The sequence below is a fragment of the Streptomyces sp. NRRL S-31 genome (assembly GCF_000718775.1).
Classification (GTDB): domain Bacteria; phylum Actinomycetota; class Actinomycetes; order Streptomycetales; family Streptomycetaceae; genus Streptomyces.
Genome location: NZ_JOCB01000197.1, coordinates 1 through 3,076 on the forward strand (window position 1 = coordinate 1; position 3,076 = coordinate 3,076).

The following is a 3,076-nucleotide window of genomic DNA, read 5'->3' on the forward strand; positions in this document are numbered from 1 at the left end:
TCGACGTATCCGCAGCGCACCGGCGAGTCGATCGCCCGGAACGTGGTGGACCTGGTGCAGACCCTGGCCGAGGAGCGTCTGGGCCGGAGCGCCCCGGACGCCCCGACCGTCGCCCGCATGTCGCTGCTGCGCATCCGGGCCTACATCGACCAGCACCTGACCGATCCGGACCTGGCGCCGGACGTCATCGCCCGGGCCCACCACATCTCCGTCCGCTATCTGCACAAGCTGTTCGAGCTGGAGGACATCACCGTCAGCCGGTGGATACAGCAGCGCCGGCTGGAGCAGTGCCGGCGCGACCTGGCCCGCCGGGAAGTGGCGGGACTCACCATCGCCGCGATCGCCCACCGCTGGGGCTTCACCAGCGCCTCGCACTTCAGCCGGGTCTTCCGGGCCGCCTACGGCGTCTCCCCCGCCGAGTGGCGCAACTCCCCCGGGCTCACGGCCACCACGCCCCCGCCGTCGGGGCGTTGAGCCGCCACCACACCGGGGCACCGCCGGCCGAATCGGCGAGGGGCCGTCCCCCGCACCGACCCTGTGTGCGCTGAGCTGCCATTTTTGCCATAGTGGGCCCCCTGGTGCGCCGGTGTCGTGGCGCCTGCGGACAGGGAGGGTCGGGGTGACGGGGTCGGATCGGTCACTGTCCCGGCAGGGTCTGCGCGGTCGCGAGACCGAGCTGGACGCGCTGCACACCCTGGTCACCTCGGTGGCCCGCGGCGGCAGCGGCGCCCTGGCCGTGATCCGCGGGGAACCGGGCATCGGCAAGACCACGCTGCTCACCGAGGCCGTCGCCGGGGCGGAGGCCGGGGGCTTCTTCGCCGGTCTCGGCAAGGCGGACGAGCTGCACCACCTCGTGCCGCTGTCCTCGCTGGCCACCTGCATCCTGCACGGTGACCGGCCGCTGCTGTCCGGTGACGCCTTCGCCGACCTCGCACGCCATCACGACCAGCGGATCTGGCTGGTCGAACGGCTGGCGGAAGTGATCGAGGAACGCGCCGCGAGCCTGCCGGTGCTGCTCGCCCTGGACGACGTGCAGTGGGCCGACCCGCTGAGCCGGTTCGCCCTGCAACATCTGCCGCGACGCCTGCGGACCTCGCCCGTGCTGTGGCTGCTGACCGTGCGGCGGGGCGTCGGCGGGCCGGCGGAGGAGATCGTCGCGGCCGCGCAGGGCGAGCTGCCGGTGAGCACCGTGTCCCTGGGCCCGCTGTCCGGCGCCGCCATCGGCGAGCTGGCCGGCGACACCCTGGGGGTCGCCGTCGACGAGCGGGTGCGCGGCCTGCTGGAAGGGGCCGGGGGCAACCCGTTCCTGGCCGTGGAGATGCTCGCGGGACTGCGGACCGCCGACGCCTCCGGTGAGGTCGTGCCCCCCGGGCTGGTGACGGGCGTCCGCGGCAGGCTCGGTTCGCTGCGGCCCGGCACGCTGCGCTTCCTCCAGATGGGAGCCGTGCTGGGAAGGGGTTTCCACTTCCACGACGCCGCGGCGCTCTGCGGCACGCCGTCCGTCGAGTCGCTCGCGGCGCTGGAGGAGGCGGTGGGCGCGGGACTGCTCGACGACGACGGCGACCGCCTGGTCTTCCGGCACGATCTGCTGCGCCAGGCGGTGTACGTGGACATCCCGCCCTCGGCCCGCAAGGCGCTGCACCGGGAGGCCGCGGGCCGGCTGGTCGCCGCCGGTCACCCGCCGATCGACGTGGTGTCGCACCTCCTGCGCGGCGCGCAGCCCGGTGACGAGGAGGCGGTGGCACTGCTGCGGCGCGCCGCGGAGGACGTGCTGCCGGTGACGCCGGGCCTCGCGGCCGACCTGGTGACGCGTGCCCTGGAGCTGCTGCCGGCCGGACGGCCGTTGTGGTTCGCCGTCGGGGAGCAGGCGATCGGCACCCTGACCCGGGCCGGCCGGAACCGGGAGGCGCTGGCGACCGGGGACCTGCTGCTCGCGCGCCGGCCGCCGATGGAGACGTTCGGCCGGGTGCAGGCGGCCCTCGGCGGGCCGCTGTGGAACATGGACCTCGCCGACGAGCTGCGCCGGCGTGCCGAGGCGACGCTCGCGGTCGGGGGCGCCGCGCCGGAGGTCGCGGCGCGGCTGGCCGCCCTGCGGGCGCTGGCCCTGTCCCGGGGACACGATCTGGCGCCCGCGCGGGAGGCGGGCGAGGAGGCGCTGCGGGCCGCCGTCGCCATCGGTGACCGGGAAGCGCATGTGCAGGCGCTGTTCGCGCTCGGCGAGATAGCGCTCAACGCGGGCGAGAACGCGGTGGCACTGGGGCGGTTCACCGCGCTCAGCGCCGTCGACTCCTCCTTCCTGCCCGAGGAGATCGTCGCCAGCCAGCACATGGACGACTTCGGGGCGGCCGAGCGGCTGCTCGTGAAGGCGGCGGACGAGGCCCACGGGGTGCGTGAGGCGATGCTGCTGTGGGCGCAGGGGCAGCAGCACCTGGAGCTGGGCAGGCTGGACGACGCGGACGCCGACTTCGTGACGATGGAGCGTCTGGAGGACGAGGTGGAGGTACCCGTCCAGCAGGTGAACGCCCGCGTCATCCGCTCCCGCATCGCCCTGCTGCGCGGCGACCGGGAGGCGGCCCGGGAGCATCTGGCCGCGGCGCGGGAGAAGCTCGTGGCCAAGCCCAATCCGGGCAACACGGCGGCGGTGCGCTTCCTGGAGGCGGTGCACGCGGACGCCGAGGGGGACGGCCGGCTCGTCGTGGACCGGATGCGCGAGGTGCAGCGGGAGAACCCCTTCATGCGCTGGCGGCTGCTGCGCACCTGGGCCGGCACCGCGATCCGCATGGCGCTGCGCGCCGGGGACCAGGGGCTCGCCGAGGAGCTGGCGGCGCAGGCCGAGGCGCACGCCGAGCGCAATCCGGCGGTGCCGACGGCCGCGGGGGTCGCGGTGCAGGCCCGTGGACTCGTGACGAACGACGCCGTGCTGCTGGCCCGGGCCGTCGAGCTGCTCGCGGCGAGTCCGCGCCCCCTGGTCCGGGCGCCGGCCTACGCGGACCTGGGGCGCGCGCTCCTGGCGGCGGGCCGCGGACCGCAGGCGGCGGCCGCGCTGACCCGGGCCCACACGGCGTTCGCGGAAGCG

At 75.5% G+C, this 3,076-nt stretch carries 2 protein-coding genes; both read left to right on the forward strand.

The window, feature by feature from the left end; genetic code table 11:
• A partial coding sequence (locus tag IF37_RS0138040) for a helix-turn-helix domain-containing protein (RefSeq protein ID WP_030754176.1) occupies nt 1-474 on the forward strand: 474 nt, incomplete at its 5' end.
• A 145-nt stretch (nt 475-619) separates the two neighbouring features.
• On the forward strand, nt 620-3,076 hold a 2,457-nt coding region (locus IF37_RS0138045), incomplete at its 3' end, for an AAA family ATPase (protein WP_037858245.1).